This is a genomic window from Streptomyces sp. NPDC037100 (assembly GCF_055606225.1).
This window is the reverse complement of the sequence record NZ_JBVJSX010000005.1, coordinates 149216-171107: the sequence shown is the minus strand read 5'-3', so window position 1 is coordinate 171107 and position 21892 is coordinate 149216. Positions and strand designations below refer to the sequence as shown.

23 protein-coding genes and 1 pseudogene are annotated in these 21892 nt (G+C 71.9%); 11 read left to right on the top strand and 13 right to left on the bottom strand.

Annotated elements, in window-relative coordinates:
- The first annotated feature begins 168 nt into the window (after positions 1 to 168).
- On the top strand, positions 169 to 1116 hold the full coding sequence (locus ACZ7EG_RS18230) for a LysR family transcriptional regulator (RefSeq protein WP_471079254.1): 948 nt from the start codon (positions 169 to 171) through the stop codon (positions 1114 to 1116).
- Between the two features lie 124 nt (positions 1117 to 1240).
- Here the strand turns inward: ACZ7EG_RS18230 and ACZ7EG_RS18225 are convergent, their stop codons facing one another.
- Genes ACZ7EG_RS18225 through ACZ7EG_RS18190 form a run of 8 tightly spaced genes read right to left on the bottom strand, consistent with a single transcriptional unit; the run spans position 1241 to position 8122 of the window.
- Complete coding sequence (locus ACZ7EG_RS18225; protein WP_471079251.1) at positions 1241 to 1375, bottom strand: hypothetical protein; 135 nt, start codon at positions 1373 to 1375, stop codon at positions 1241 to 1243.
- Positions 1372 to 2124 (bottom strand): SDR family NAD(P)-dependent oxidoreductase, encoded by a 753-nt coding sequence (locus ACZ7EG_RS18220; RefSeq protein WP_471079248.1) that lies wholly within the window; start codon positions 2122 to 2124, stop codon positions 1372 to 1374. Before ACZ7EG_RS18220 ends, ACZ7EG_RS18225 begins: the two co-directional genes overlap by 4 nt.
- Entirely contained in the window at positions 2121 to 3053 is a 933-nt protein-coding gene (locus ACZ7EG_RS18215) for a fumarylacetoacetate hydrolase family protein (protein ID WP_471079244.1), read from the bottom strand. Before ACZ7EG_RS18215 ends, ACZ7EG_RS18220 begins: the two co-directional genes overlap by 4 nt.
- Positions 3054 to 3066: 13 nt before the next feature.
- A complete protein-coding gene (locus ACZ7EG_RS18210; RefSeq protein ID WP_471079241.1) occupies positions 3067 to 3999 on the bottom strand; it encodes a VOC family protein in 933 nt (310 codons plus the stop codon).
- A gap of 4 nt (positions 4000 to 4003) precedes the next feature.
- Positions 4004 to 5002, bottom strand: coding sequence for an amidohydrolase family protein (locus tag ACZ7EG_RS18205; RefSeq protein WP_471079238.1), 999 nt, complete (start codon positions 5000 to 5002; stop codon positions 4004 to 4006).
- The gene (locus ACZ7EG_RS18200; protein WP_471079235.1) at positions 4999 to 6138 is read right to left on the bottom strand and encodes an FAD-dependent oxidoreductase; all 1140 of its coding nucleotides are present in this window, start codon (positions 6136 to 6138) and stop codon (positions 4999 to 5001) included. The genes ACZ7EG_RS18205 and ACZ7EG_RS18200 overlap by 4 nt, the downstream gene beginning before the upstream one ends.
- A gap of 35 nt (positions 6139 to 6173) precedes the next feature.
- The gene (locus ACZ7EG_RS18195) at positions 6174 to 7148 is read right to left on the bottom strand and encodes a cyclase family protein (RefSeq protein ID WP_471079232.1); all 975 of its coding nucleotides are present in this window, start codon (positions 7146 to 7148) and stop codon (positions 6174 to 6176) included.
- Positions 7127 to 8122: a fumarylacetoacetate hydrolase family protein gene (locus ACZ7EG_RS18190; RefSeq protein ID WP_471079229.1), complete on the bottom strand. Its 996-nt coding sequence runs from the start codon at positions 8120 to 8122 to the stop codon at positions 7127 to 7129. The genes ACZ7EG_RS18195 and ACZ7EG_RS18190 overlap by 22 nt, the downstream gene beginning before the upstream one ends.
- A 131-nt stretch (positions 8123 to 8253) precedes the next feature.
- Here ACZ7EG_RS18190 and ACZ7EG_RS18185 point away from each other — a divergent pair, with 131 nt between their 5' ends.
- From ACZ7EG_RS18185 to ACZ7EG_RS18140, 10 genes are all read left to right on the top strand, one after another.
- Entirely contained in the window at positions 8254 to 9189 is a 936-nt protein-coding gene (locus tag ACZ7EG_RS18185) for a LysR family transcriptional regulator (RefSeq protein ID WP_471079226.1), read from the top strand.
- Positions 9190 to 9524: 335 nt separating this feature from the next.
- Complete coding sequence (locus ACZ7EG_RS18180) at positions 9525 to 10802, top strand: MFS transporter (protein WP_471079224.1); 1278 nt, start codon at positions 9525 to 9527, stop codon at positions 10800 to 10802.
- Between the two features lie 103 nt (positions 10803 to 10905).
- The gene (locus ACZ7EG_RS18175) at positions 10906 to 11676 is read left to right on the top strand and encodes an EthD domain-containing protein (protein ID WP_471079221.1); all 771 of its coding nucleotides are present in this window, start codon (positions 10906 to 10908) and stop codon (positions 11674 to 11676) included.
- A gap of 366 nt (positions 11677 to 12042) precedes the next feature.
- Positions 12043 to 13113 carry a Rieske 2Fe-2S domain-containing protein gene (locus ACZ7EG_RS18170; RefSeq protein ID WP_471079218.1) on the top strand — a complete coding sequence of 357 codons (1071 nt, stop codon included), beginning with the start codon at positions 12043 to 12045 and terminating at the stop codon, positions 13111 to 13113.
- Positions 13110 to 13292 carry a hypothetical protein gene (locus ACZ7EG_RS18165; protein WP_033307662.1) on the top strand — a complete coding sequence of 61 codons (183 nt, stop codon included), beginning with the start codon at positions 13110 to 13112 and terminating at the stop codon, positions 13290 to 13292. The genes ACZ7EG_RS18170 and ACZ7EG_RS18165 overlap by 4 nt, the downstream gene beginning before the upstream one ends.
- Positions 13289 to 14224: a PDR/VanB family oxidoreductase gene (locus ACZ7EG_RS18160; RefSeq protein ID WP_471079214.1), complete on the top strand. Its 936-nt coding sequence runs from the start codon at positions 13289 to 13291 to the stop codon at positions 14222 to 14224. The genes ACZ7EG_RS18165 and ACZ7EG_RS18160 overlap by 4 nt, the downstream gene beginning before the upstream one ends.
- Positions 14225 to 14366: 142 nt before the next feature.
- On the top strand, positions 14367 to 15335 hold the full coding sequence (locus ACZ7EG_RS18155; protein WP_471079211.1) for an ABC transporter substrate-binding protein: 969 nt from the start codon (positions 14367 to 14369) through the stop codon (positions 15333 to 15335).
- Complete coding sequence (locus ACZ7EG_RS18150) at positions 15332 to 16105, top strand: ABC transporter permease (protein WP_471079208.1); 774 nt, start codon at positions 15332 to 15334, stop codon at positions 16103 to 16105. Before ACZ7EG_RS18155 ends, ACZ7EG_RS18150 begins: the two co-directional genes overlap by 4 nt.
- On the top strand, positions 16105 to 16920 hold the full coding sequence (locus tag ACZ7EG_RS18145) for an ABC transporter permease (RefSeq protein ID WP_471079205.1): 816 nt from the start codon (positions 16105 to 16107) through the stop codon (positions 16918 to 16920). Before ACZ7EG_RS18150 ends, ACZ7EG_RS18145 begins: the two co-directional genes overlap by 1 nt.
- A 20-nt stretch (positions 16921 to 16940) precedes the next feature.
- Positions 16941 to 17711 (top strand): ABC transporter ATP-binding protein, encoded by a 771-nt coding sequence (locus ACZ7EG_RS18140; RefSeq protein WP_471079202.1) that lies wholly within the window; start codon positions 16941 to 16943, stop codon positions 17709 to 17711.
- Between the two features lie 39 nt (positions 17712 to 17750).
- On the opposite strand, the gene ACZ7EG_RS18135 is transcribed toward ACZ7EG_RS18140, so the two are convergent.
- The 5 genes and pseudogenes from ACZ7EG_RS18135 to ACZ7EG_RS18115 form a co-directional block, all read right to left on the bottom strand.
- On the bottom strand, positions 17751 to 18422 hold the full coding sequence (locus ACZ7EG_RS18135) for a GntR family transcriptional regulator (RefSeq protein WP_471079199.1): 672 nt from the start codon (positions 18420 to 18422) through the stop codon (positions 17751 to 17753).
- A 39-nt stretch (positions 18423 to 18461) separates the two neighbouring features.
- Positions 18462 to 19463, bottom strand: a complete 1002-nt coding sequence (locus ACZ7EG_RS18130; protein WP_471079197.1) for a proline racemase family protein — start codon at positions 19461 to 19463, stop codon at positions 18462 to 18464.
- A gap of 5 nt (positions 19464 to 19468) precedes the next feature.
- Positions 19469 to 20359, bottom strand: coding sequence for a dihydrodipicolinate synthase family protein (locus tag ACZ7EG_RS18125; protein WP_471079194.1), 891 nt, complete (start codon positions 20357 to 20359; stop codon positions 19469 to 19471).
- Positions 20356 to 21720: an FAD/NAD(P)-dependent oxidoreductase gene (locus ACZ7EG_RS18120; RefSeq protein WP_471079192.1), complete on the bottom strand. Its 1365-nt coding sequence runs from the start codon at positions 21718 to 21720 to the stop codon at positions 20356 to 20358. Before ACZ7EG_RS18120 ends, ACZ7EG_RS18125 begins: the two co-directional genes overlap by 4 nt.
- Positions 21710 to 21892, bottom strand: a pseudogene (locus ACZ7EG_RS18115) (hypothetical protein); the annotation flags it as partial. The pseudogene ACZ7EG_RS18115 and the gene ACZ7EG_RS18120, both read right to left, overlap by 11 nt.

Here is a 21892-nt window from a genome sequence, read left to right as displayed (position 1 = left end):
ATCAAGCGAAGAATGTGATCGATGACTCTCGGCCGTAGCACTTTGCCGCGAGACCAGATGTCGAAGAATCCAGCGAGACCGAGCTGATCAGCTCGTACTGGCCATGATGTCCCCGGTGTGTCTTCGGCGTCCAACACTGAAACACGCATGCAATGATCGGAGATTGCGATGGATCTGCGGCAGATGGAGTACGCGGTTGCCATCGCCGACGAGCTCAACTTCACCCGGGCCGCGGCGCGCTGCCGCATCGGGCAGTCCGGACTCAGCCACCAGATCACCCAGCTCGAACGCGAGCTCGGGGCCCGGCTGTTCGAACGGACGAGCCGCAGCGTCCGGCTGACCCAGGCCGGGCAGACCTTCGTCGCCTGCGCGCGCCGCGTGCTCAAGGCGGTGCAGGAGATGCACGCCGAGATCGCCTCCCTCGACGGACCCGTGCGAGGTCGGCTGCGCATCGGCTCGGTCACCCTCACGGCCGGCGACATCGACCAGCTCGGCCTGCTGAGGGACTACCAGGAGGCCTACCCCGCCGTCGAGGTCACCCTCTCCGACGCCGACGGAGTGGAGGCCGCCGCCCAGTTGCTGACCGGCGAACTCGAGGTCGCCGTCATCGCTCTGCACGAGCACCAGCTGCCCCCGGGCATCGCCCACCACCTGCTGCGCCTGGTGCCGCTGGTGGCCGTGGTGGGCCGTCAGCACCGCCTGCGCGGAACCAGCGTCACGGACCTGGCACAACTGGCCGACGAGCGCTTCCTCGAGTGCGGTCCCGACACCGGACTGCGCGCCCAGGTGGACGCCGCGTTCGACCGTGCGCGGGCCCGCCGCCGGGGCGTGTGCGCGCTGCGCAGTGCCGGAGACCTCGCCTCGCTGGCGTTCGAGGGCATCGGCGTGACCGTGGTGCCCCGGCCGGTGGCCGAGGCCATCGTCCCCGCCGACCACGCCGACTGCGTCCTGCGCCTCGACGACCCCCAGGCACTCCAGCCCCTGGCCCTCGCCCACCGCGACCCGGCCCCGACGTCACCCGCCGCCCAGGCGTTCCTGCGCCTCGCCCTCGCCCGGCTGCCCGGCGAGGCAGCGCCCGGCCTGGAGGACGCACCGGCCTCAGCCGCGACCGGGTAGCCGCACCGAGCCGGTGCCGGACCGGCGAACGGGCCTCGGACTGCCGCGTTCAGCAGGGTTCTGTGAAGGCGTCGGCGTCTTCCCGGGCCCCGGGAAGAACGCAGTACCGGGAAGCCGCGCCCCATCAGAGCATCCACAGGCTCCGCAGGTCGTCGCCGATGACGAGCGCGCCCTCGGCCGCGAAACGCAGAGCCGCCGCCCGATCCTGCCCTCGGGCCGTTCCCGGGATCAGGGCCACCTTGCCGTCCAGCCGCCTCACGATGCCCCCGGACGCAGTGCGTCGGAGATGGACTTGGCGCCGCCGTGCGCGGTGAGGCCACCGTCGACGGGGATCTCGGCGCCGGTGATGAAGGAGGCTTCGTCGGAGAGCAGGAACAGCACCAGCGGAGTGACCTCGTCGACCGTGCCGGTGCGGCCCAGCGGGGTCTCACGGACATTGGCCTCGCGGAAGGCGGGCGCGGCCGAGGCGGTCATCTCGGTCTCGATGAAGCCGGGATGGATGGTGTTCACGCGGATACCGCGCGGGCCGAGTTCCGTGACGGCGGACTTCGACAGGCCGCGCAGGGCCCATTTGCTGGCGGTGTACGCGACCGGGTAGTGGCCGGTGAGGGCGGCGGCCGAGCCGACGTTCACGATGGACGAACCGGGCGGCATCAGCGGGGCGAGATGCTGGATGGCGAGGAGCGGCCCGGTGACGTTGACCGCGTGGACACGGTCGAAGTCCTCCGGCCGCACCTCGCCGACGCGGGCCCGCCAGGTGATGCCCGCGTTGTTGACCAGGCCGTGGACCTGGCCGTGCTCCTCCCGCAGTTCCGCCGCCAGTGCGGCCCACTCCTTGTCGCTGGTGACGTCGAGACGGCGGCAGTCGCCCACGGGTTCCACATCGGTCGCGATGACGCGGGCACCCTCACGCCTGAGGGCTTCGGCCTCGGCGGCGCCCTGGCCGCGCGCGGCGCCGGTGACGACGACGACCTTGCCGAGGAGCGGCTTGGGGTGCGGGTCGGTCACGGCCGCTCCCGGGTGCGGCGGCGGGCGGCCGGCAGCGGCACCGGATCGGCCCCCGCGACCACGGTGTTGGAGACGGTGCCGATGCCCTCGACGGTGAGCGTGACGGTGTCCCCGGGCTTCAGCGGCGTCGGTGACTGCTCACCGCGCAGACCCCACAGCTCCGCCAGGCAGCCGCCGTTGCCGCATGTGCCCGAGCCGAGCACGTCGCCCGGGCGTACCACCGTGCCCCGCGAGGCGTAGGCGACCATCTCCTCGAAGGTCCAGCTCATGTTGGACAGCAGGTCCTTGCCGACCACCTCGCCGTTCACCGAGGCGGTCAGGGCCAGGCGCAGGAAACCGTCGGCGTCCCGGTACGGCTCCAGCTCGTCGGCGGTGACCACGTACGGGCCGAGGGTGGCGGCCGTGTCCTTGCCCTTGCACGGGCCGAGGCGGACCTGCATCTCGCGGGACTGGAGGTCGCGGGCGGACCAGTCGTTGAAGATCGTGTAGCCGAGGATGTGGTCGCGCGCCTGCTCGGGTGTGAGGTCCCGCCCTTGCCTGCCGATGACAGCGGCGACCTCCAGCTCGAAGTCGAGCACGTTCGACCCGGGCGGCACCGGCACGTCGTCGTGGGCGCCGATGATCGCGTACGGGTTGGTGAAGTAGAAGGTCGGCGCGTCGTACCAGGCCTCGGGCACCCCGCCTGCGCCGACACCGTCGACGGATCGCCGTACGCCTTCGACGTGCTCCTCGAAGGTGACGAAGTCCCGCACGGTGGGTGGCTCGAGCGGCGGGAGCAGCCGCACGTCCGCGAGCGGGACGGCCGGGCCCACGGGGGCGACCCCTGGGGCCTCGACCGGTGACGTGCCGTCCGGAAAGGCCCGTACGACGTCGTCCTCCACGACACCGCAGTGACGGCGGCCCCCGTACAGATAAGTGGCGATGCGCATGACGGTGTGCCCCTTACACCGGCGGGGCGACGAAGCAGCCGCGGTCGACGTCGTTGAACGACTCCTTGGCGATGAGTTCGTTCATCGGGTTCGCCGTGCCCCACTGGTCGGTGACCTCGGGCCGGGAGAAGTCGTAGACGTGCGGATGCCAGGTGTCCTCGTCCAGGACCTCCAACTCGGTCGTGTACTCCACGGTGTTGCCGTGCGGGTCCAGGAAGTAGGTGAAGGTATTGTCCCCGGCCATGTGCCGGCCCGGCCCCCAGACCTTCTTGAAGCCCGCCCGCATCACCCGTCCTGAGCCGCGCATGTACTCGTCCAGGCCGCGCATCTCGAAGGAGACGTGGTGCAGGGAGGTGTGCGGGCCCTGGGCGATGGCCATGGAGTGGTGCTGGTTGCTGATCCTCATGAAGTGCATGACCTCGCCCATGTGGGGTGAGGACAGGGTGTCGGAGAGCCGGAAGCCCAGGTGGCGCTCGTACCACTCCCGAGTCCGGTTCAGATCAGGGGAGTTGAGGACCACGTGCGACAGCTTCACCGGGATCGACTCCTTCTCCTCGATCCTGCGATGCTGCCGTACGTCCACCTGGGCCAAGACCTCGATGGTGCGGCCGTCGACGTCGAAGAAGCGGAAGCCGTAGCCGCCGCCGGGTGTGTCGACCTTGCCCGGCTGAGAGGTCAACCGCACTCCCCCGGCGAGGAGTTGCTCGGCGAGGGTGTCCACATCGGCCGCCGAAGCCGCGCCGTAGGAGACCAGGTCCAGCCGCTTCTCGTCGGCCTTGCGCAGCCGTACGACGTACTGCTCGGGGGAGCCCTCGGCGGCCAGGAAGGAGATGCCGGAGTCCTCGGCGACCTTGGTCAGGCCCCAGACGCCGGCGTAGAAGTCGAGCTGCTTGTCGTAGTCGGGCACGGCGAGGTCGACGTGCCGGAGGTGGGTGAGCAGGCGCATGGTGTCACTCCTTGGAGAGCAGGGCGGCGGCGTTGCCGCCTCGTACGGCGTCGAAGTCGGCGTCGGTCAGCCGCGCGGCCCGCAGCGCGCCGACCGGGTCCTCGGTGCCCATGTCGAAGGGGAAGTCGGAGCCGAGCAGCACCCGGTCGGCACCGGCGACGCGGATCAACTCCCGCAGCACGTACGGGTCGTGGACCAGCGAGTCGAAATACAGGCGCTTGAGATAACTGCTGGGCAGCTGGGCGCAGCCCGCGCCCGCGTCGGAGCGGGCCTGCCAGGCGTGGTCGGAGCGGCCGATGTGGGTGGGGAGATAGCCGCCCCCGTGCGCGGCGATCAGTTTCAGGCCCGGATGGCGGTCCAGGACGCCGGAGAAGATCAGATGGGACAGCGCCACGGCGTTCTCGGTGGGCTGGCCGACCGTGTTGGACAGGTACCACCGGTCCAGCCGCTCGTCGAGGGTGCAGCCGAAGGGGTGCAGGAAGAGGATCGCGCCGGTCGTCTCCGCCATGGCCCAGAAGGGTTCGTACGCCGGATCCGACAGCTCCCGTCCGGGCGCGTGGCTGGAGATCTCGATACCCGACAGGCCCTGCTCCAGGGCATGTTCCAGGGCGTCCACGGCCATCGACGGGTGCTGGAGGGGCGCGAGTCCCAGGCCGTGCAACCGCTCGGGCGCCTGGGCGCAGTGCGCGGCCGTGGCCTCGTTGGCCAGCCGGTACAGCTTCTCGGCCGTCTTCTCGTCCGCCCAGTAGAGGTAGTGCGACGGTGACGGGCTGACCAGCTGGAGGTCGACGCCGTGCGCGTCCATCGCGGCCAGCCGTACCGTGACGTCGGTCAGCCGGGCGATGCGCTCGCGCACCATGGGGCCGTTGACGGCGAGGGCGGCTGGGCCGTTACGTCGGGCGTCCAGCGCCCTCGCCTCCGCCAGGCCGGGCAGGTCGGCCACCAGGGCGTCGACCTCGGGGAGCAGGACGTGCGCGTGCACGTCGACCGTGGGTGCCGTCACGGGAGTTCCTTGAGCGCGGTCATGGCGGCGCCGATCAGTCCGGGCAGGTCGCCCTGCACGCCGTCCAGCTGCCACTGACCGATCTGCACGGACGCGTCGACGACCAGCCGGACCCGGTCGATCCGCCGTTCGTAGTAGCGGCTGAGCAGGTCCTCGTCCCAGTCCGCCCCGCCGGCCAGCAGCTGGGACAGCACCCAGGCGTCCTCCAGGGACATCGCCGCGCCCTGAGCCATCGTGGGCGGGCAGCAGTGGGCGGCGTCACCGACGAGGACGACCCGGCCCCGGTGCCAGGAGCCCTCGACCAGCATGCGGTCGAAACAGGTGTAGTTGACCTGCGCCGGGTCGGTGATCGACGCGCGGATCTCGTCCCAGGCGCCGCCGTAGCTCTCGGCGAGACGGCGCATCTCGTCGGCGTAGGACTCGGGCGGGATCGTGGCGCGGTCCCGGACCGGCTCCACCAGGTAGGCGTAGAGGGTGTCCTTGCTGGTGGGTGTGTAGCCGGCGATGTAGCAGGGGCCGCCGTGGGCGAGGTCGCTGCGGGTGACGCCCGCCGGGCGGGGGGCCGGGGCTCGCCAGATGGCCATGCCGGTCGGCTCGGGTTTGTCGTCGATGCCGATGGCGGCGCGGGTCGCCGAGTTCAGGCCGTCGGCGGCGACGACGAGGTCGTAACGCCTCTCGGTGCGGTCGCTGAAGCGGACGGTGACATGGGTGTCGTCCTGCGTGAGCGTCTCGGCGGTGGTGCCCAGCCGGACGCGCGCCCCGGATGCCCGTACGGCGTCGGTGAGGATCCGCTGGAGGACCGGGCGCTGCATGCCCAGGGTGGCCGGGAGGTCGTCCCCTCCGGTGCGGATGTCCTGGTTGACGTGGAGCACTGTGCCGTCGGGCGTGGTCAGGCCCAGGGAGTCGAAGCCGAAGCCGTGCTCGCGGACCTCGCCCCAGACGCCGAGCTCCCGCAGCACGCGCAGGGCGTTGCCCTGGAGGGTGATGCCGGAGCCGCGCACGTTCCAGTCGGGCTTGACCTCGACGAGGTCGACGTCGATGCCCGCCCGCCGCAGCAGGACGGTCAGTGCGTTGCCGGCGGTGCCGCCCCCGATGACCAGGACGGTTCTGTGTGGTGCTGGTGCTGGTGCTGCCATGGCCAACTCCTTCGTGGGCCGGGTCACGCGTCGGGTCACTTGACGGCGACCGGGTTGACGGGGGAGCCGACGGCTCCGGTGATGGGAAGGGGCGCGGCGGTGAGCCAGAACTCGTACACGCCGTCGGCCGCGCAGTCCTCGGCGAGCGCGTCGGGGTCCCACATCTCGCCGATGAGCAGGCCCATGTTGGGAATGGCGACCTGGTGCAGCGGCTGGAAGGCGCCCTCGAACTCGTTGGGCCGCACTTCGAAGCCCCAGGTGTCGGTGGCGATCGCGGCGATCTCGGTACGGTGCAGCCAGTCGGCCGTGGTGAACGACAGGCCGGGCGAGTCGCCGCCCGCGTAGTCGCCCCAGCCCTCGCGCCGGGCGCGGGCCAGCCGACCGGTTCGTACCAGGACAATGTCACCGCGGCCGACCACTACTCCGTGGGCTTCGGCGGTCGCGGTCAGGTGGTCCTCGGTGATCGCGAAACCGTCGGGCAACTCGCCCTCGGAGCCGACCACTCGGCCCACATCCAGGAGCACCCCGCGCCCGGCGACGTACGGCGCCATGTGCTCGATGCCGGTGACCAGGTCGCCGTCGGAGGTGACGACCTTCTCGGCGTCCCGCCCGTTCCACGCCTTGCCGTGGTCGAAGATGTGCCCGAGCCCGTCCCACTGCGTGGAGCACTGCAACGGCATCGCGATCACGTCGTCGGCGCCGCCGATGCCGTGCGGGAACCCCTGGTTGCCCAGGGCCGCGTCGGTGCCGGTGTCGAGCATCGTGTGCACGGGGTTGGTCCGCCTGCGCCAGCCCTTCTGCGGCCCGTTCATGTCGAACCGCTGCGCCAGCGAGAAGCTCACGCCCCGACGCACCAGTGCGGCACCCTCACGGCGCTTGGCCTCGTCGAGGAAGTTCAGGGTGCCGAGCACGTCGTCCTCGCCCCAGCGGCCCCAGTTGGAGTACGCCTTGGCGGCCTCGGCGATCGAGCCCTCGGGGTCGTGCCGGTTCACGGTGTCTCCTTGACGCATCGGGTGCGCTGCACGCCCAGCCCGGTGATGGAGCCCTCCATGACGTCGCCGCCCTGCAGCAGCCGGCCCCAGTGCATACCGTTGCCGGCCGGGCTGCCCGTCAACACGAGGTCCCCAGGGAGGAGTTGGGCGGTCTGCGAGGCGTACGACACCAGCCGCGCGACATCGAAGAGCATGTCCTTGGTGGACTCGTCCTGCATGGTCTCGCCGTTCAGCTTCAGCATGACCCGCAGGTCCCCGGGGTCGGCGATCGACTCGGCCGGCACGATCCAGGGCCCGAGCGGCGTGAAGCCGGGCGCGTTCTTGCTGCGCAGCCAGTCGGTGCCGATGGCCTTCATGTCCCGGCGGAAGACGGTGGCGCGGTCGGTGAGGTCGTTGGCGATCGTGTACCCGGCGACGTACTCCAGCGCCTTCTCGACCGGCACCCGGTGGGCCGGCCTGGCGATGACCGCCGCCAACTCCAGTTCCCAGTCCGGCTGCCGCGCCCACCCGGGCAGGACGACATCGTCGTACGGCCCGGTGATGGCGCTCGGCAGCCCGGTGAACACGTACGGCAGATCCTCCGCCGCCCGCCGGTCCATGACCGCGGCGATCTCCGCCCGCGCCTCTTCCACCGTGCGCGGGTCGTCGGGCGCGCGGTGGGCGACCTCCAGGTCGATCACGTGCTGCCGGTAGTTGGCGCCGGACTGGAATACCTGGCGAGGCTCGACGGGGGCGTGCACCCCCAGTCCGTCGAGCGGCTGCCAGGTGTCGCCGGTCGCGTCCGCCGCCAGAGCGCGCAGACGCGGGAGCACCTCGTCCCAGCGTTCGAAGATCTCCCGGGTCGTCAGAGCGGGGTCACCGAGGGCGGTGCGAAGGTCCGTCACGCGTCCCCCAGGGATCACCAGACCGGGGAAAGCTGCCTGGTCAGGGGCGGAGAGGGTGCCGAGGGCAAAGGGTCCGGCGAAGGACGCGGAGGGGGCTGCGGGTTTCACGGGAATGTCCTCCAGATTGCGGTGGGACCAATCTGGCCCGGCATCCCGTAATCTGAGAAATCGATTCTTTGAATGCTGATCATCCGCCGCGCAAATGTCGCTGCCTCGTGCGGCCTCGTTCTGGAGGCGTCGTGTCCCTCTACGGCCTCGATCTCAATCTCGTCCTGTCCCTGCGGGCCCTGCTGGAGGAACGCAACGTCACCCGCGCCGGGCAGCGCGTCGGGCTCAGCCAGCCGGCGATGAGCGCGGCCCTGGCCCGCCTGCGTCGCCACTTCGACGACGAACTGCTCTCCCGCGTCGGCGGACAGTACGAACTGACGGCCCTCGGCCGCGCCCTGCTCGACCGCACCGCCACCGCCTGCGACCTGCTGGAAAGGGTCTTCAGCAGCAGGGCCGACTTCGCCCCGGGCAGCGAGGAGCACGAGTTCACCCTGCTCACCTCCGACTACGCCCTCGCCGTGTTCGGCGCCGAACTCGCCCGGACCGTGCACACCGAGGCGCCGGGGGTACGGCTGCGCTTCCAGCGGACCCCGCCCGAGGTCACGGAGGACACCGCGACGCTGCTCAGCACGGCCGACGGGCTGCTGATGCCGTACGGCGTCATCAGCGGTTTCCCCACCGTCGAGCTGTTCGCCGACCGCTGGGTCTTCCTCGTCGCCGAGGACAACGACGAGGTCGGCGAGCGGCTGACCATGGCCGACCTGGCCCGGCTGCCCTGGGTCATCTACCAGCGCGCCTACGACGCCCCGGCCGCCCGCCAGCTGAGCATGCTCGGCGTCGACCCCCTCGTCGAGGTCTCCGTCGACAGCTTCCAGGTGCTGCCGTTCCTGGTCGCCGGCACCCGGCGCATCGCCCTGGTGCAGCGGCGCCTGGCCGAGCTGGTGGACGGGGTGGCGGCCGTACGCGTCATGGACCCGCCCTACGAAGCGGTCCCCCTGCAGGAAGCGATGTGGTGGCACCCGGTCCACACCCACGACGCGGCCCACGTCTGGCTGCGCGAGACCGCCGCGCGGGTGGGCGCGGAGCTGGCGGAGTCCACGCCCGGGCGTATCTCCGCCACGGAGTAGCTCCGACGCCGTTGCGCCGCGGAACGGACATGGCGGACACGTGGCGGACACCCGCTCCCTGCGCGCGGCATCCAGGACCTGGATGATCCCCATCTTCGATCTCGATCGGACGAGGGCTAGGCAGGACCTGCCCCGTCCCTCATAGTCATCTCAACCCGGCGCCGGAGCCGCACTCCTCACCACTGCCGGGTCGGCGCAGGCGCCCGGCAAACCGGCCCTTCGCGACATGACGACAGTCATCGGTGCCCGAGGTCCCGATCCTGCCGGTGCACCGGCCGGCCTCACCAAGGTGGCCGCGCCCCTTCCCCGTCCGACACGCCAGGTGGAGTTCCAGCATGCCCGCTCCCATGCCCCCGTCCCCGGCCGCGGCCGTCACGGACGACACGTCCGAGCACATCGTCACCGGTCCCGGACACCGGCTGCGCATCACCTTGCTGATGGCCGGCAGTTGCCTGCCCATCCTCGGCGCGGTGCTCATCGCCCCCGTCCTGCCGCAGATGCACGACCACTTCGCGAAGGTGCCGGGCGTCGACGCACTGGTCCCCATGGCCCTGACGATCCCCGCCCTCTCCCTGGCGCTGCTGGCCCCCTTCGCCGGCGTCATCGTCGACCGGCTCGGCCGCAAACGCCTGCTGATCATCGCCACCGTGCTGTACGCGATCCTCGGCACCGCCCCGCTGTGGCTGGAATCCCTCGGCGCGATCGTCGTCAGCAGGGCCCTCGTCGGCATCGTCGAGGCCGCCATCATGACCTGCTGCACCACGCTGATCGGCGACTACTACTCCGGCCGGCAGCGCGATCGCTATCTCGCCCTGCAGACGATGTGCGCCGCGATCTCCGCGACGGCCTTCTTCGTCCTGGGCGGCGCGGCAGGCTCGGCGGGCTGGCGCACACCGTTCTGGGCGTACGCCGTGAGTCTGCTGCTCGCCCCCGCCATGGCCGCCTTCCTGCCCCAGCCCCGCCCGGCCGCCCGCGAGCACACCCCCTCCCCCTCCGCCCCGGAGCCGACGGCCAAGCGGCCCTTCCCGTGGCGACCACTGGCCGGGACCTGCGCACTGACCGTGTTCGGCGCGGTTCTCTTCTACACCCTCCAGGTGGAGATGGCCTTCCTCCTGGACGACATGGGCGTGACCGACCCCGGCATGATCGGACTGGCCACGGCCGTCTCCAGTGCCGCGATCGTGATCGGCGCCGTTGTCTTCGCCAAGGCCGGCCGCAGCCCGCAGGCCTGGTTGCCCACCGCCTTCGCCCTGTGCGCGGTCGGCTTCACGGTGGTCTGGCTCGCCCCGAACCCCGTCGTCCTGACCATCGGCGCCGTGATCAACTGCCTCGGCGGCGGCATCATGCTGCCGAGCCTGCTCACCCTCGCCATGTCCAAGCTCGCGTACGCCGACCGCGGCCGGGGCACCGGCCTGTGGACGGGCTCCTTCTTCCTCGGCCAGTTCCTCTGCCCCCTGGTGGTGCTCGCCCTCGCCCCTGCTGCCGGCGGCCTGGCGGGCGCCATGGGCGTCCTCGCCCTCGCCGGGGCGGTCGCCGCGGCCGCACTCGCCCTCGCCGCCCGTCGCCGACGGACGGTGGCCGTTGCGGAACCGATCCAGCAGCCGGCCGGCTGACCGGCCGGATTCACCACGAGAACCCCGTACGCGGCCGGCATCGCGGACCTCCTCCCCTCCCCCCGCGATGCCGGTCACCTCCTCTTCCCGCTGGAGAGCAGCCATGCTGAACCTGATCGCCGCGATCCGCCGCAAACCAGGCATGACGCACCGGGCGTTCCTGCGGTACGTGCACGATGTCCACGGATCACTGGCGGCAGCCAATCCCCTGCAGATTCGCCGCTACCTCCAGAACCACGTGTTCGACTCGTCCTTCGGCAGCGAGGAGGACCCGGCCTACGTGACCGACTTCGCCCGGGACAACGTCACCGAGCTGTACTTCGAGGACATGGAGGCCCTGGCCGCCACGATGTCCGACCCGTACTCACGCGAGGTCATCGGCCCCGACGGCGCCAACTTCAACGACATGCCCAGTGCCGTGGCGCTGCTGACCACCCCCGTGGTCCTGATGCCCCCGCCGGAACCCGCCCCGGACGCGGACCCGGTCAAGGTGCTGCACTTCCTGCGCAGGCCGGAAGGGCTGGACCTCGACACCTTCACCGAGCGATGGCTGTCCGCGCACGAGGAGGCACTCTCCAAGGAGGAGCCTCACACCAAGGCCCTGCGCGGCTACGTCCAGCACCGCCGGGCCCCGGGGGCCGAGCAGGCACTGCGCCACTTCGGCGGCCGGGACAGGCCCGCGTACGAAGGAGTCGCCGCCCTGTACTACGACTCCCCGGACGACGCCCTGACCCACTTCCCGCCCTACGAACGCGCACTGCGGGAGCACTCCGCCGAGACCGGCGGCTTCTACGACCGGTCACACTCATTCGTCCTCTACGCCCGCGAGGTGACGGTCTTCTCCGTCCTCCCCGAACAATCCCATCAGCGCTGAGGCGAGGGCCCCGAGGAGGAACTACCGGCCGCCCAGGAGCGGACGCGGCACCGGGCCGCCCGGCAACGCCTGGCCGATGCTCATGCCGGCCGGGAAGACCACGCCGATGCCGCTGACGATCACGAGCAGCGTGATCCAGGTGCCCGGGCCGTCTTCGGATTCCTCGGGAGCGACCTGGCCGGCAGCGCCACGCCGTTAACCGTACCGGTGATCACCAAAAGATGGGCCTACGCCCTGACCAGCCCTTTTTCCGAATCCCTTCCGTCTGGCAGAAGCCGCCTTGCGCGGTGACCGGGGCCGTCAGGACGCTAAGTCCAACCACGGCACGCGGGGCGACGACGCCCCGCCGACAGGGACGGGAACCCCATGCCTCACATGACCGCCTTCGCCAGGAACCAGTGGTACGTCGCCGCCTACAGTCACGAGGTCGGGCGGGAGTTGCTCGGCCGGACGATCCTCGGTGAGACGCTCGTGCTCTACCGGACGGAGGAGGAGGGCACGCCGGTCGTCCTGCACGACCGGTGTGTGCACCGCCGTTACCCTCTGTCCGAGGCGCCGACGCGCCTGGACGGGGACCGGATCGTGTGCGGCTACCACGGCTTCACGTACGACACGACCGGCACGTGCGTGTACGTGCCGGGCCAGAAGCGGGTGCCGCGCACCGCCCGGGTCGCCTCCTACCCGGTCGTCGAGCAGGACTCGCTGATCTGGGTGTGGATCGGCGACCCGGCGCTCGCCGACCCGCAGACCATCCCCCGGGCCCGGCACCTGGACTCCCCCGGCTGGGTCACGGTGCGCGGCATGGAGCCCATCGACTGCGACTACGGGCTGCTCGTCGACAACCTCCTGGACCTGTCCCACGAGACGTATCTGCACGGCGGATACATCGGCACCCCCGAGGTCGCCGAGACGCCGATCACCACCGAGGTCGACGAGGGCGCCGGAATCGTCCGGGTGAGCCGGCACATGGACGACGCCGAGTGCCCGCCGTTCTACGCCAAGTCCACCGGCATCGAGGGCCGGATCACCCGCTGGCAGGACATCGAGTACCACGCGCCGTGCCTGTATCTGCTGCACAGCCGTATCGCCCCGGTCGGGGTGCTGCCCGAGGCGGACGGCAGCGATCCGAACGGCTTCCACACCGAGATCACGTACGCGATCACGCCGTCGGGCGACGGCAAGGTGTACGACTTCTGGGCCGTCTCGCGCGACTGGGCCACGGACGATGCGGAGGTCACCGAGTTCCTGCGCGGGAACAACCACACGGTCGTCATGCAGGACGTCACCGCGCTCAACCTGCTGCAAAGGACGCTCGGCACCGAGCGCACCGGCTACCAGGAGCTGAGCATCAACATCGACACCGGCGGCCTGGCCGCCCGCCGCATCCTCGCCCGGCTGGTGGAACAGGGCGACAAGCCCGTGGAGGGGGTCCGGTGACGGCTCCGACCGGCGAGATCTACCGCATCGACTGGGTGCCCGGCACCGACGTGCTGCACGGCACGTGCCACTGCGGCCGTGAGCACACCGCGCAGGACCCGGTCGAGATGTGGGAGTGGATGCTCGCCCACCCGCAGGGGCATGTGAGCGACGACGAACCGCGAGGGGCCGGCTCATGACCGTGTACGAGGCCGAACTGATCATCCAGCGACGGGAGTTGGCCGCCGAGGGAGTGCTCGCCCTGACCCTGCGCCATCCGCTGGGCGAGCCGCTCCCGGCCTGGGAGCCGGGCGCCCACGTGGACGTGCTGCTCGGGCCCGGCCTGGAACGGCAGTACTCGCTGTGCGGCGATCCGGCGGACCGGTCGGCCTGGCGGATCGCGGTGCTGCGCGAGCCCGCCGGGCGGGGCGGCTCGGCCCATGTGCACGAACAGCTGGGCGAGGGCGCCGAGGTTCGGGTGCGCGGGCCCCGGAACAACTTCCGCCTGGAACCCGCCCCCCGCTACCGCTTCGTCGCCGGCGGCATCGGCATCACGCCGCTCCTGCCGATGCTGGCGGCGGCGGAGGCGGCGGGCGCCGAGTGGACGCTGCTGTACGGCGGGCGCACCCGCGGATCCATGGCGTTCGGCGAGGAACTCGGCCGCTACGGGGACCGCGTGACGTTCGCCCCGGAGGACGAGACGGGCCTGCTGGACCTGCCCTCGGTGCTGGACGACGTACCCGAGGGCACGCTCGTCTACTGCTGCGGTCCGGGGCCACTGCTGGACGCCGTCGAGGCCCGCTGCCCGTCCGGGGTCCTGCGCGTCGAGCGTTTCCAGCCGAAGGAGCAGGAGACCGCAGGCGACACCGCGTTCGAGGTGGAGCTGGCGCGGAGCGGCAGAACGCTCACCGTCGCGCCGGAGGTGTCCGTGCTCGACGCCGTGCGCGGCGCCGGGGTCGAGGTCCTGTACTCCTGCACCGAGGGCACCTGCGGCACGTGCGAGACCGACGTCCTGGACGGCGAGCCCGACCACCGCGACTCGGTGCTGACCGAGGACGAGCGCGCGGCGGGCGAGACGATGCTCATCTGTGTGTCCCGCTGCCGCGGCGGGCGGCTCGTGCTGGACCTTTGACCCGAAGGTGCTGGTTTCAACAAGCCTTCACCGCACGTGCATTGACCATGGCTCCGGGCGGGCTCTAGGTTCCCGCTGAGCACTTCCGTACTGCCTGCGCACAGCCTGTCGGAGCACCTCAGCCGGTCCCACAGGGGGAGCCATGCGTCGCCTGCTCGCCGGTCTCATGGCCGGGTCCGTCCTGGCCGCCGTCACCGCCTGCGGCTCGTCCGACCCCGGCGGGAAGGACACGGCCGGCTCGTCGGGCGCAACCACCACCGTCAAGGTCGGTGTCGTTCCCGTCCTGGACGTCGCACCCGTCTACCTGGGCGAGAAGCAGGGCTTCTACGCCGATCGCGGCCTCGAACTGGAGCTGGTACCGGCCCAGGGCGGGGCCGCGATCGTGCCCGGAGTCATGTCCGGCCAGTTCCAGTTCGGCTTCAGCAACACCACGTCGCTGCTGGTCGCCCGGTCCAAGAACGTGCCCGTCAAGGCTGTGGCGAACGGTGCCGCGTCGACGGGCCGGGGCGGTGCCGACTTCGCCGCCATCACCGTCGGGAAGGGGTCCCCCCTCACCTCCGCCAAACAGTTGGAGGGCAAGAAGGCGGCGGTCAACACCCTCAACAACATCTGCGACACCTCGATCAGGGAGTCCGTGCGCAAGGACGGCGGCGACCCTTCGAAGGTGGAGTTCGTCGAGATGCCCTTCGACCGGATGCCGGCCGCGCTGGACGGCGGGCAGGTCGACGCGGCCTGCACCCCGGAGCCCGCCCTGGCCACCGTGAAGGCCGCGGGCGGCAAGGAGATCGCCTCGAACTTCCACGACGTGTCACCGGACCTCACCGTCGCCATGTACTTCACCTCCGAGCAGTTCGCCGGCAAGAACCCGGAACTGGTGAGGAAGTTCCAGGAGGCGACCGCCGAGTCGCTGAAGTACGCCGACAGCCACCCCGAGGAGGTCCGGCGGATCCTCACCACCTACACGAAGATCCCCGCCACCCTGCTGGAGAAGCTGACCCTGCCGCGCTATCCGGCCGAGCCGGACCGGCCGTCGATCGAGCGGCTGGCCGAACTCGGCGAGCGGGACGGGTTGTTCGACAGGGCGCCGGACCTGGACGAGCTGCTGCCGTGAGGGGCTCCGACGCGGCCCTCGGCGCGGCCGGGTTCGCCGTGTTCGTCCTCCTGGGCGAGGCGGTGCCGCGGCTCGGCCTGGTCGACGAGGAGCACTTCCCGCCGGCCGGCCGCATCGCCGGCGCGCTCGGCCGCGAACTCTCCGACACCGCCTTCTGGTCGGCGCTCGGCGACACCCTCACCGGCTGGGCGCTGGGCCTGGCGATCGCGGTGAGCGCGGGTGTCGTCGCGGGCGTGGTGATCTCCGTGGTGCCGTGGCTGCGCGAGGTGACGGCCTCGACGATCGAGTTCCTGCGGCCCATCCCGTCGGTCGCGCTGATCCCGCTGGCGGTGCTGCTGTACGGCACGGAACTGCGCTCGGTCCTGCTGCTGGTCGTGTACGCCTCGTTCTGGCAGGTGCTGATCCAGGTCCTGTACGGCGTGCGGGACGTCGACCCGGTCGCGGAGGAGACGGCACGCTCGTACGGCCTGGGTGCCTGGGCGCGGATCCGGCACCTGCTGTGGCCGACGGCGCTGCCGTACGTCATGACCGGGGTGCGGCTGGCCGCCGCCGTGGCGCTCATCCTCGCCGTCACCGCCGAACTGGTCATCGGCGCCCCGGGGCTGGGGGCCCGGATCGCGGTGGCGCAGACCTCGCAGGCGGTGCCGGAGATGTACGCGCTGATCGTGGTGACCGGGGTGCTCGGGCTGCTGATCAACGTGGGGGCGAGGGCGGTGGAGCGGCGGGCGCTGGCCTGGCACCCGTCGGTGCGCGGGGAGGTGGCGGTGTGATGGGGGTCCCCCCTGGTCGAGCGACGTCGAGAGCTTGGCGGAGGGCCCTGCTGCGGCTGGTGTGCGCACTCGCCCTGCCCGCGGTGCTGGTGACCGTCTGGTGGGTGGCGTCGGCCGGCAGCACGAACGTCTACTGGCCGCCGCTGCGCACCGTCTTCGGCGCCTTCCCGGACGTCTGGACGGGCGAGCGGCTGCGCGGGGACGTGCTGCCCAGCGTGCTGCGGCTCGCGGCGGGTTACACCGCGGCGGCCGTCGCGGGGGTGGCGCTCGGCACCGTCATCGGCTCCTGGCGGCGGGTGCGGGCGCTGTGCGAGCCGGTGCTGGAGTTTCTGCGGGCGGTGCCGCCGCCGGTCCTGGTGCCGGTCATCATGCTGTTCGCCGGGATCGGCGACACGATGAAGGTCGCGGTGATCGCGAGCGGCTGTGTCTGGCCGGTTCTGCTCAACACGGTCGAGGGCGTCCGCGCGGTCGACCCGGTGCTGGCCGAGACGGCCCGCTCGTACGGCATCACGGGCGTGGCCCGGCTGCGGGACGTGGTGCTGCGCTCGGCGAGCCCGCAGATCTTCGCGGGCCTGCGCCAGGCGCTGTCGATCGGGATCATCCTGATGGTGATCAGCGAGATGTTCGCGGCCAGCAACGGCCTGGGCTTCACCATCGTGCAGTTCCAGCGCGGTTTCGCCATCCCCGACATGTGGACGGGGATCCTGCTGCTCGGTCTGCTCGGCTTCCTCCTCTCGGTGCTCTTCGGGCTGGCCGAGCGGCGGGTCCTCGGCTGGTACCACGGCCTGCGCGAGTCCGGCCGGCGGTCCCCGTGAACCTCGCGAAAGGGCGCTCCATGCTCGACGTACACGGCCTGGGGAAGGTCTACGAGGGTTCCGGGCGGCGGACCGAGGCGGTGCGCGATCTGACCTTCAGCGTGGCCGCGGGGGAACTGGTCTGTCTCGTCGGGCCGTCGGGCTGCGGCAAGACGACCCTGCTGAAGTGCGTCGGCGGTCTGCTCGCCCCCACGGCCGGTGAGGTGCGGCTCGCGGGCCGCCCGGTGGACGGGCCGCCGCCCGGCATGGCGTTCGTGTTCCAGGAGTACGGCCGCAGCCTGTTCCCGTGGATGCGGGTCGGGCAGAACGTCGAACTGCCCCTGAAGCAGAAGAGGCTCGGCCGGGAGCGGCGCCGCGCACTGGTCGCGGACGCGCTGGAGTCGGTGGGGCTCGCGGACGCCGCCGGAGCATATCCGTGGCAGCTGTCGGGCGGCATGCAGCAGCGGGTGGCCATCGCGCGGGCGCTGGCGTACGAGCCCGAGGTGCTGCTGATGGACGAACCGTTCGCGGCGGTGGACGCCCAGACCCGGGCCGAACTGGAGGACCTCGTGAGGCGGTTGTGGCGGGAGCGCGGGATCACGATCCTGTTCGTCACCCATGACATCGACGAGGCCGTGTACCTCGGCGAGCGGGTGCTCGTGCTGTCGGACTCCCCCACCGTCGTCCAGGAGCAGATGAAGGTCGATCTGCCGGCCGAGCGGGACCAGCTGCACACGCGCGTGGACCCGCGCTTCGCCGAGCTGCGGACCCGGGTGTACGAGCAGGTCCAGGCGGCGAAACGAGGCCGTTGAACAGGTGGCGCACGGCTGTTCAGGGTGGCGTCCGGCTGTTCAGGGTGCCGCCCACAGGCCCCGCACGTGCCCCAGGTGCCGGGACATCACGGCGCGTACGGCCTCCTCGTCGCGGGCGAGCAGCGCTTCAAGGATCTCCAGGTGCTCCTCGGCCGACGCCTCCAGCCTCCCCTGTTCCACGAGCGCCGTCAGGCCGTAGAGGCGGGAGCGGCGTCTGAGGTCGCGTACGACGTCGACGAGGTGGCCGTTGCCTGCGAGGGCCAGCAGGCCGAGGTGGAAGCGCAGGTCGGCCTCGACATAGGCGATGAGGTCGCCGGCCGCTGCGGAGGCGACGATCTCCCGGGCGACCGGACGGAGCGCCTCCAGGGCCGCCGGGTCGGCCGTGCGGGCCAGTTCCGCCGTCGTGGGAATCTCGATCAGCGCCCGGATGTGGGTGTACTCGTCGAGCTGCCGCTCGGAGACGGCGGTGACCCGGAAGCCCTTGTTGGGCACGGTGTCGACCAGACCCTCCTTGGCCAGGTCGAGCATGGCCTCGCGCACCGGCGTGGCGGAGACGCCGAAGCGGGCGGCGAGGCCGGGGGCCGAGTAGACCTCGCCGGGCCGCAGTTCACCGGCGATCAGGGCGGCCCGCAGCGCGTCCGCGACCCGCTCCCGGTGGCTGGGCTTCCTGCTGCCCAGCACGGGCAGGGCGGGGGTGTGCTGCGGAGCCATGACGGTCGGTGTTCCTCTCGTGTGCGCTTGTGGGGGTGTCTACAGGACGAATCCCGCCGGGAACGGGTCCTCCGGATCGAGCAGGTACTGGGCGGTGCCGGTGACCCAGGCGCGACCGGTGAAGCTGGGCAGCACGGCCGGGCGGCCGGCGACCTCGGTCGTGCCGAGCAGTCTGCCGGTGAAGCGGGTGCCGATGAAGGACTCGTTCACGAACTCGGTGTGCAGCGGGAGTTCGCCGCGCGCGTGCAGCTGGGCCATGCGGGCACTGGTGCCGGTGCCGCAGGGCGAACGGTCGAACCAGCCCGGGTGGATGGCCATGGCGTGCCGGGAGTGGCGGGCGGTCGAGCCCGGGGCGGCCAGGTAGACGTGGTGGAGGCCGCGGATGGAGGGGTCCTCGGGGTGGACGGGCGGGTCCTCGGCGTTGACGGCTGCCATGAGGGACAGGCCCGCGGCGAGGATCTCGTCCTTGCGGGACCGGTCGAAGGGCAGGCCGAACCGCTCCAGCGGCAGGATGGCGTAGAAGTTGCCGCCGAACGCGAGGTCGTACGTCACCGTCCGGCCGTCGGCGACGGTGGCCTCGCGGTCGAGGCCGACGGCGAAGGAGGGAATGTTCCGCAGGGTGACCGCCCGGGCGGCGCCGTCCTCGACCGCCACCTCGGCGACGACGGGGCCCGCCGGGGTGTCGAGCCGGATGGTGGTGACCGGCTCGACGACCTCGACCATGCCGGTCTCGACGAGGACGGTCGCCACACCGATGGTGCCGTGCCCGCACATCGGCAGATAGCCGGAGACCTCGATGTAGACGACGCCCCAGTCGCAGTCGGGCCGGGTCGGCGGCTGGAGGATCGCGCCGCTCATGGCGGAGTGGCCGCGGGGCTCGTTCATCAGCAACTGCTTGATGTCGTCGCGGTGTTCACGGAACCACAGCCGTCGTTCGTTCATGGTGGCGCCCGGGATGGTGCCGATGCCGCCGGTGATCACCCGGGTCGGCATGCCCTCGGTGTGCGAGTCGACGGCGTGCAGGACGAGTCTGCTGCGCATGGTCCTCAGCTCGATCCGGCCGCGACGGCCTTCTGGGTGGCGGCTCGGACGGCGGCTTCCTGCTCGGGCAGCAACGGCACCCGCGGCGGGCGGCAGGGGCCGCCGTGGCGGCCGACGAGGTCCATGGACAGCTTGATGGCCTGGACGAACTCCACCCGGGAGTCCCAGCGCAGCAGCGGATGCAGCTGCCGGTACAGGGGCAGCGCGGTGTCCAGGTCGCCGCCGACGGCGGCCCGGTACAGCTCGACCGAGGACCGGGGCAGCGCGTTCGGGTAGCCCGCGACCCAGCCCTTGGCTCCGGCGACGGCCAGCTCCAGCAGGACGTCGTCCGCTCCGATCAAAAGGTCCAGTTCGGGGGCGAGTTCGGCGATCCGGTAGGCCCGGCGGACATCGCCCGAGAACTCCTTCACGCCCTGGATGTGCCCTTCGCCGTGCAGCCGGGCGAGCAGCTCGGGCACGAGGTCGACCTTGGTGTCGATCGGGTTGTTGTACGCGACGACCGGCAGGCCCGCCCGGGCGACCTCGGCGTAGTGGGCGAGGACGGCACGCTCGTCGGCGCGGTAGGCGTTCGGGGGCAGCAGCATCACCGCGCGGCAGCCCGCCTCGCCGGCCTGCTCGGCCCAGCGGCGGGACTCGGCGGCCCCGTAGGCGGCGACGCCGGGCATCACGCGCTCCCCGCCGATCGCGGCGACGGCCGTCTCGACGACCCGGGCCCGCTCCTCGGGCGTGAGCACCTGGTACTCGCCGAGGGAGCCGTTGGGTACGACACCGTCGCAGCCGTTGTCGACCAGCCAGGCGCAGTGCTCGGCGTACCGGTCGTGGTTCACCGAGAGGTCGTCGTTCAACGGAAGCGCGGTGGCGACGAGGACGCCGCGCCAGGGGCGGTGTTCGGTCATGACGGTCCCTCCTGGGAGTGTTGCCGGGCGAGGACGCCGAGCGGCACGGGACGGGCGAACGGGCGTTTGGCCGGGGTGGGTGCGCAGCCCGCGAGAGCGGCGATCGCGGTGCCGCACATCCGGCCCTGGCACCAGCCCATCCCGGCCCGGCTGAGCAGCTTCACGGTGCGTTCGTCGCCCGCCCCGAGGTCCAGGGCCTCGCGCACGGCCCCGGCGGTGACCTCCTCGCAGCGGCAGATCACGGTGTCGTCGGTGATCTGCTCGGGCCAGTGCCCCGGGGGTGCGTAGGCGGAGTCGAGGGCGGCGGCGGAACGTCCGAGCTTCGTGCGGGCCTTGAGGGCGGCGGGCGCCGGGGCGGGGGCGGTGCCGCGCAGGTGGGCGGCCGCGGAGCAGCCGGCGATGTGCCCCTCGGCGAGGGCGAGGGGGGCGCCGCCGATGCCGGTGGCCTCGCCGGCCGCCCACACGCCGGGCACGTCCGTGCGCTGTTCGGTGTCGACGGCCACGGCGAGTCCGTCGAGACGGCAGCCGAGGCTGTCGGCGAGGTCGGTGTGCGGGAGCATGCCGTGGCCGACGGCGAGGGTGTCGCAGGGCAGGCGCCGTTCGGTGCCGGGCCGGACGTGCCCTTCGGTGTCGAGGGCGGCGGCGGTGACGCCGGTCAGCCGGTCGTCGCCGTGGGCGCTGACCACGGTGTGCCGGGTGAGGACGGGGACGCGGTGGCGCAGCAGCCCGGCCGCGTATCCGGCGCCCTCGGGGAGCTTGCCGGCCAGGGCGGGGGCGTGCCGGGCGAGGCGCCCGGGGCCGGCCGACTCGACGAGCGCGGCGACCTCGACACCGGCTGCGGCGAGCCCGGTCGCCACGGGCAGCAGCAGCGGCCCGGTCCCGGCCACCACCGCTCGGCGCCCCGGCACCACGAGCCCGCCCTTGAGCATGGCCTGGGCTCCCCCGGCCGTGACGACGCCCGGGAGGGTCCAGCCGGGGAAGGGCAGCACCTGCTCGTAGCCGCCGGTGGCCAGCAGCACGGCCCGGGCGTGCACCTCGACGGGCTCCTCCTGGTCCGGCCCGAGCAGGGCGTGCACGGTGAAACTCTCCGGGGTCCGCTCCACACACCACACGTGGTGTTCCGTCAGGACCCGCACGGCACTGCCGGCGATTCCGTCCCGCAGCCGCTTCCAGGTCCGCCACCGGTGGTGCAGCGCCTCGGGCCGCCCGGCGCCGAGTCCCGCGGCGGGCTGTCGGTAGAACTGGCCGCCGGGCTGCGTCGCGGCGTCGACGAGCACGACCCGTACACCGCGCGCGGAGGCGGCCAGAGCGGCGGCGAGTCCGGCCGGTCCGGCGCCGATCACGGCGAGGTCAGTCCGCATGCCGCACCTCCGCGTCCCCGGTTCCGTCCCGCGCACCGATCACGTCCCCGTGACCCGTCACCTCCTGCGTACCGGTCACGTCCCCGTGACCCGTCACCTCCTGCGTACCGGTCACGTCCCCGTGACCCGTCACCTCCTGCGTACCGGTCACGTCCCCGTGACCCGTCACCTC